General features: G+C 59.7%; 4 protein-coding genes. 3 read left to right on the forward strand and 1 reads right to left on the reverse strand.

The window, feature by feature from the left end; all coding sequences use genetic code 11:
* Window positions 1-161 precede the first annotated feature (161 nt).
* Complete coding sequence (locus IK083_11035; protein ID MBR4750087.1) at window positions 162-1,412, reverse strand: DNA repair protein; 1,251 nt, start codon at window positions 1,410-1,412, stop codon at window positions 162-164.
* Between the two features lie 188 nt (window positions 1,413-1,600).
* Here IK083_11035 and IK083_11040 point away from each other — a divergent pair, with 188 nt between their 5' ends.
* The 3 genes from IK083_11040 (at window position 1,601) to IK083_11050 (ending at window position 6,456) form a co-directional block, all read left to right on the forward strand.
* Window positions 1,601-3,622, forward strand: a complete 2,022-nt coding sequence (locus tag IK083_11040) for a hypothetical protein (protein MBR4750088.1) — start codon at window positions 1,601-1,603, stop codon at window positions 3,620-3,622.
* 14 nt (window positions 3,623-3,636) lie between these two features.
* On the forward strand, window positions 3,637-5,415 hold the full coding sequence (locus tag IK083_11045; protein ID MBR4750089.1) for a M3 family oligoendopeptidase: 1,779 nt from the start codon (window positions 3,637-3,639) through the stop codon (window positions 5,413-5,415).
* Between the two features lie 90 nt (window positions 5,416-5,505).
* On the forward strand, window positions 5,506-6,456 hold the full coding sequence (locus IK083_11050) for a ketose-bisphosphate aldolase (GenBank protein ID MBR4750090.1): 951 nt from the start codon (window positions 5,506-5,508) through the stop codon (window positions 6,454-6,456).
* Window positions 6,457-7,102: the final 646 nt, after the last annotated feature.

The raw sequence follows: 7,102 nt of genomic DNA on the forward strand, positions 1-7,102 counted from the left end.
CCGGAGAACGCCCGGATGTTGCCTGATCTCCGGGCTGTTTGCGTAAGCGGCAAATAAAGAGCGGGACCTGCCGGTCCCGCTCCTTTTTTGATCGGGGTGATCTGTCAGGCCCGGCGCAACGATCCGGTCATTCTGTCTGCTGCCGGACCGGCCCCGGGGCTTCAGGCTCTGTGGCCTCCTATCTGCCCGTTTCTTTCTCTGCCGGTGGCTTCCGGCAGATAGCTGGAGGCGGGCAGCACGGCGTTTTTGCCGTATCTGTCCGTCAGGCCGCACACTGCGGTCTGCAGCCTCCGCTCTCTGTCCTCCGACATGTCTTCAAAGAGGGCCGGCTCCGGGCAGACCGGCTTCAGCCCGCTGAGGCTGACGCCCACCCGGTGCAGGTCTATATGCGCCGGAGCGCAGCCCAGATACAGCCTGCGGGCGTGGTCCGCTATGACCGACCGGGCGCAGGAGGGAGGTATCGTTTTGGATGCGCCGGACGAATCGTGGCTGCCGCCGGGCAGTGAGAAGCCGGCGCAGACGCTGACGGCGCTGCAGTTCATGCCCGTGCGGGTCAGCTCCAGACACAGGTCGTAGATCATCTCTCCCAGCAGCAGCTGCCCTCTTTCTCTGGTGCAGCGGGTCCCTATGACCTGGCTGTGGGATACGGAGCGCTGCTTTGGAGAGTAGCTTTTGACGTCTGCCATCTCCGTGGCGTCTCTGCCCCAGGCCTTGTCTATGAGGCTTTCGCCGCATACGCCGAATTGCCGCAGTATCAGCTCCCGGGGCGCCGCGGCCAGCTGCTCCATGCAGGTGATGCCCAGCCGGGCGAGCCTGCGGGCCCTGCCGGCGGCTATCATCCAAAAGTCGGTGATGGGCCTGTGCCGCCACAGGAGGCGCCTGTAGAGCTCCTCGTCCAGACAGGCTATGCCGTCGGGCGAATGCTTGGCCAGTATGTCCAGGGCTATCTTGGCCAGATACATATTGGAGCCTATGCCGCAGGCCGCCGTCAGCCCCAGCTCTCTGTATATGGCGCCCTTGAGCAGCTCCGCCAGCTCCCGGGGGGTCTTGCGGTAAAGGGACAGGTAGGGGGTCACGTCCAAAAAAGCCTCGTCTATGGAATACACGTGTATATCCTCCGGTGCTATGTATTCCAGATATATCTCGTATATGTCCGCCGCCGTTTCCATATACAGCCTCATGCGGGGACGGGCTATGATGAACTGCTTGTCCGCGGGTATCTCAAAGAGGCGGCACCTGTTTTTCACGCCCTCCTTTCTGAGAGAAGGGGAGACTGCCAGGCAGATGGTCCTGTCCGTGCGGGACTCATCGGCCACCACCAGATTGGCGGTCATGGGGTCCAGGCCCCTCTTGACGCATTCCACCGACGCGTAAAAGGATTTCAGATCGATGCAGAGATAGGTCTTGTCCATACGGGCCTCCGTTTATAGTGTTGTATATACATAGTGACAACTATATTATAAACCTGTCCGCGCCGATAGTCAATATATTGTGTGAAAAAATGTCTATGCGGGCCGTTTTTTCCGGCCGGGGGGCGCCCGGTTGCGCGGGGCGGCCTTTTGTGGTATAATGGAGTTATCCCAAACCGGCAGGTGGTGCTATGAGATATATTGTTTGCCTATTGATATTGTGGATGCTTCCCGCGTCGCTGTGGGCGGAGTTCGCCCCGTTTCCGTCTTATTTCCGGGGCATAAACCAGGTCAGCGCGAAAATGGCAGAGCCGGACCGTCCTCTCAATCTGACGGACGCCGAGATAGAGGCCTTCAGGGAAAAGGGGGTCAACACCATACGGGTGCCTCTGTATCCCGAGGCCATAGGCATACCGGACAAGATGTATTATGACAACGGCAGGACCTTTGACAGGGCCGCCGCCGAAAAGTGGCAGCTGGACTGGAGCCGTCTGGACGGCTTTCTGGACCAGTGCGTGAAGTATGGCGTCACCCCTTACATATGTCCGCATCCCATGCATTTTTACACCATATACATACCGGAGGACAAGGCCTCCGTCGAGTGGTTCACCCTGAAGGTGGTGGAGCATATTTCCGCCAAATACGGCAGCCGGGTGATATACGGCTGGTATGAGAATATATGGCGCAATTCCCACGATCCCTGGCATACGGGGGATTACAGACACGTCAGATATCCGGGCTTTCTGGCAGACTTCCGGGCGAAGCTGCGGGAGCAGTACGGCTCCATAGACAGCCTGAACAAGGCCTGGAAGAGCGACTACGCCTCCTTTGACGAGGTGGAGATACCCGATATGGGCTCCGTGGAGCGGGGCGTTCCCGCCTCTGCCATGTCCAGCCGCAGGACCTACGACCTGCGCTATATCATAGACGCGCTGTCCCTGGCCGCCGTCAGGGACATCAAGGCCAAAGTGAAGGCCCTCGCTCCCGACTGCCTGTGGGCGGGCTCCTGCTTCCACGACAGCTTTGGCGGGCTGGGGCAGGTGAAGGGCGGCAACCCGCCCAACTGCAACTGGAGCCTCAGGACCCACGCCCTCACCAGCGACCTGCTGGCCGCCGACAGCTATCAGCACAGAGACCGGTTCATGGCTTCCTACAGGACCGTGGAAAAGCTGGCCTGGCTCCACGGCATACCCTGGTTTGCCGTAGAGGTCAACAGCCAGATACCCGACGCCATGAAGTGGCTGGTGGAGCTGGGAGGCGACAACGCCGGCTCTCTGGTGTGGGACGGCAGAGACGCGGGGGACTTTGGGCTCATGGACGGCAAGGGCGAGTTTCGCCCCTCCATAGATACGGCCGCATACCTGTGGGAATACGGGGAGCGCGCCCGGCGCCCCTACACCCGCGGCAAGATATACGTCTATTATCCCGAGGAAAGCTACGAATATATGGTGAGCTGGGAAAACTATCTGGACTGCTACTGCCAGGCCTTTTTGTGCGTGGCCCATCCCAACGATATAGAGCCGGTGACCACCGAGGAGCTGCTGCAGCTGGATATGAACAGGGAGATCTACGTCTTTGAGCAAAATATCCCCCGGGCCGCCGCCGACGATCTGAACCGGCGGGGCAGCAAATGCATCTGCCCTCACAGCTATTTTGTGGACGAGGACGGCCGCAGGGTGCCCAGGACCGGCGCTCCCGCGGACTTTTGGCAGAGCCTGGCCCGCACCGGCTACGGCCTGCAGCTGGAGCCCGCCTTCAGGGCGGTGGAGCTGAAGGCCAAAAACGCGGCCTGTCCCGAAAAGGGAGCCTCTGTGGACACTGCCTGCGCCCTGTTCGAGACCGACAGCGGCATGGCCCACAACGTGCCGGCCCACCTCATAGACGGCGACCGGGTGGCCAGCCGCATCATGTTTGCCGACGTGCCCCAGAGAGAAGAGGTCACGGTGACCCTGGGCCGGGAATGCGAGGTGCGGGGAGTCTTCTTCGTCACAGAGGCGGAGGACCGGGGCCGCATCCCCGCGGAGCTGAATATATACGTGTCCTCCGACGGCGCAAAGTATGACCGGGTGTATGCGGCAAAGCCGGAGATAAAGGAAAATCTGAACTTTGCGGATTTTGCCCCGGTGAAGGCCCGCCTGGTCAGATTTGACTTCGGAGAAAATGACGGAGGCCCGGGCACCAGGCTGATGGAAATCGGAGTATTGGAGAAATAGGAAAGGAACAGCATATGACACCGAATCACGTGACATGGGACCTGTCCGGCCTGTACAGCGGCCCGGACGACGAGAGGATAGACGGAGATCTGGGGCGCGCCAAAGAGCTGGCGGAGGCCTTTGCCGGCCGCTATAAGGGCAATATCGCCGCTGCGGACGGGAAGACGCTCCTTGCCGCCATGAAGGAATACACGGACATACTCGCTCTCAGTTATAATCCGGACCTGTATGCCCTGCTGGTGTTTTCCGCCGACACCTCCGCTCCGGAAAACGGCGCTCTGATGCAGCGGGTGTCCGAGCAGGTGTCTGCCGTCAGCGTGACGCTGCTCTTCTTTGACCTGGAGCTCATGGCCATGCCGGAGGAGCGGCTGCAGGCCGCCTATGAGGAATGTCCGGCCCTCTCGGAATACGCCCACCATATCGCCACGGTGAGGGCCTTCAACCCCTACAAGCTCAGCGAGCCGGAGGAGCGGATCATGGAGGAAAAGGCCAACACGGGCCGCAGGGCCTTTGACCGGCTCTTTGACCAGGTGCTGTCCTCCGCCGTGTTCAGAGGCAGGATAAAGGGCGAGGACAGGGAGATGAACGAGGCCCAGGTCCTGAGCCTGCTGCGCAGCCCCGACCGGGCGGTCCGGGAAGACGCGGCCCACATACTGACCGAGGGCCTGAAGGAGCACTCGGGAGTGCTGTCCTTCATATTCAACACCATGGTGTATGACAAGAGCGTGGATGACAGGCTCAGGGGCTTTGGCTATCCTCAGGAGTCCAGGCACCTGTCCAACGAGCTGAGCCGGGAGACGGTGGAGCTGGTGATCAGGACCTGCCGGGACAACTACGGACTGGTGTCGCGGTTTTACCGCCGCAAAAAGCAGCTGCTGGGCCTCAGGGAGCTCACCCACGTAGACAGATACGCCCCTCTGGCGGCCGCCGAAAAAGAGGTGTCCTTTGAGGAAGCCAGGGACATAGTGCTGTCGTCCTTTGGCCGGTTTTCGGACCGTTTTGCCTCCATAGCCCGGGACTTCTTTGACAAGAGATGGATAGACGCCGAGCCCCGGCAGGGCAAGAGGGGCGGAGCCTTTTGCGCCCACGCCGACCCGGCCCACAATCCCTACGTGCTCATGAGCTACATGAACCGGCAGGACGACGTGATGACCCTGGCCCACGAGCTGGGCCACGGCATACATGCGGTGCTCGCTTCCCGGCAGAACATACTGGACTGCAGCGCCACTCTGCCCATAGCCGAGAACGCCTCCACCTTCGGGGAGATGCTGGTCTTTGAGGCCCTGGTCCGGGATGCGTCCCGGGAGGAGAAGATAGCCCTCTACGCCGAAAAGATAGAGAGCGTGTTCGCCACCGTGTTCAGACAGGCAGCCATGTATATCTTTGAGTGCCGGCTCCACGAGGCCCGCAGGAGCAGGGGAGAATTGTCCGTGGAGGCTATAGGCGAGCTGTGGCAGGACTCCCTGCAGGAAATGTTCGGCGACAGCCTCATACTGGGAGACGAGCACAAATACTGGTGGATATACGTGTCCCACTTTATCGGCACGCCCTTCTACGTGTATGCCTACAGCTTCGGCGAGCTGATGGTGCTGTCGCTGTTTGCCCTTTACAAGAAGATGGGCGCCCCCTTTGTGGCTAAATACGAGGAGCTGCTCTCGGGCGGCGGCAGCCAGGCTCCCGCGGAGCTGCTCGGCAGCATGGGCTTTGACATCACCAGCCCCGGCTTCTGGAAGGACGGCATGGACTACATCGCCGGGCTCATCGACGAATTTGAAGCCCTGTGCGACAATTAGGAGCCATTTTTCCGCTCCCCACTTGAGAAACGGGGCGGAAAAGGGTATAATATAAATGTATATACCGCTATAACAAAAGGACGAATCACAATGATAGTTACCACCAAAGAGCTTTTTAAGCATGCGTACGGCAAGTATGCTCTCGGCGCCTACAACATCAACAACGCCGAGCAGACAATGGGTCTTTTCAGAGGCTGTATAGACTCTCAGGCTCCTTTTATCATTCAGATATCCAAGGGCGCCCGCAAATATACCGACAAGAGAATGCTTGAAGGTATGATCAGAGCGGCGGACGAGATCTTCCCCGAGGCAGTGTTTGCCGTCCATCTGGACCATGGCGACGAAGAGGCCTGCTACGACTGTATCAACTCCGGCTTTTACAGCTCCGTCATGATAGACGCTTCCTCCAAGCCCTACGAGGAGAACGTGGAGATCACCAAGAGAGTGGTGGACGCGGCTCACGCCAAGGGCATCGCCGTTGAGGCCGAGCTGGGCCAGCTGGGCGGCGTGGAAGAAGACATCGCCGTGTCCGAAGACAAGGCTCACCTCACCGATCCCGACCAGGCAAAGGACTTCATCACCCGCACCGGCGTTGACTCCCTGGCCTGCGCTATCGGCACCAGCCACGGCGCCTTTAAGTTCTCCGGCACTCAGGGCCTCCACTTCGAGGTCATCGAAGCCATCGCCAAGCTGTGCCCCGGGTTCCCTCTGGTAATGCACGGTTCTTCCTCCGTACCTCAGGATGAGGTAGCCCGCATCAACGCTGCCGGCGGCAACCTGGCCGGAGCCAAGGGCGTGGACGCCGGACAGTATCTGGGCGCTGCCAAGCGCGGCGTGACCAAGATCAACATCGACACCGACGGCCGCTTGGTATGGACCAGAGTCCACAGAGAATTCTTCCGCGATAAGCCCGAGGTGTTTGACTTCAGACCCATCGGCAAGGAATTTATGTCCGAGTACGCCAAGTTCATCGCTTCCCGCAACGAACTGCTGGGCTCCGCCGGCCAGCTTCCTTCCGTCAAGGAATATCTGAAGAAATAAATATCGTCTTCACAGCCGCCGACCTTCTCGGTCCGGCGGCTTTCTTTTACCCCCGCAGGAGAAGGGAAGAGCTGCGGCAGAGAGACGGGCCGCTCTTCCGCCGTCAATCCGGCGGTAATAGCAATGTTGTCCCGTTCAACAACAGACGTCATCTCGGCGACAAGCCGTCAGGCTTGGCGGTAAGAGATCCCCTGTAATAGGACCGCGAGCCGCGGCAAGGGACAAGCTCAACGGGACGATAACAAAACACTCGTTAGGACCGGGGACCGGGTCCTCCCCATTTGCCCTCTCTGTCTGCGACAGAGCAAGGAACGGGCAAACGGGTCCCGCCCGAGATCCCTTCCCCAAAACGGCCAAACGCCGTTGGCGTTTGATCTGTTGCCGTTTTGGCCGGGATGACGCTTTTGTTGACCGCCGGGCGCCGGTTCCGAATGACGAGAGGCCCGAGGCGCTCTCTGTCCCTGTCCTGCCAAAACGTCAATGTGGCGGTAAGGGCAATGTTGTCCCGTTCAACAACAGACGTCATCTCGGCGACAAGCCGTCAGGCTTGGCGGTAAGAGATCCCCTGTAATATGATCTGCACCCCAAAAGTAGGACAACTATGTTATGATATTATTGTACGAAGAGAGGACAGTTTTCATGAAGC

It is taken from the genome of Abditibacteriota bacterium, from assembly GCA_017552965.1.
Classification (GTDB): Bacteria; Armatimonadota; UBA5829; order UBA5829; family UBA5829; genus RGIG7931.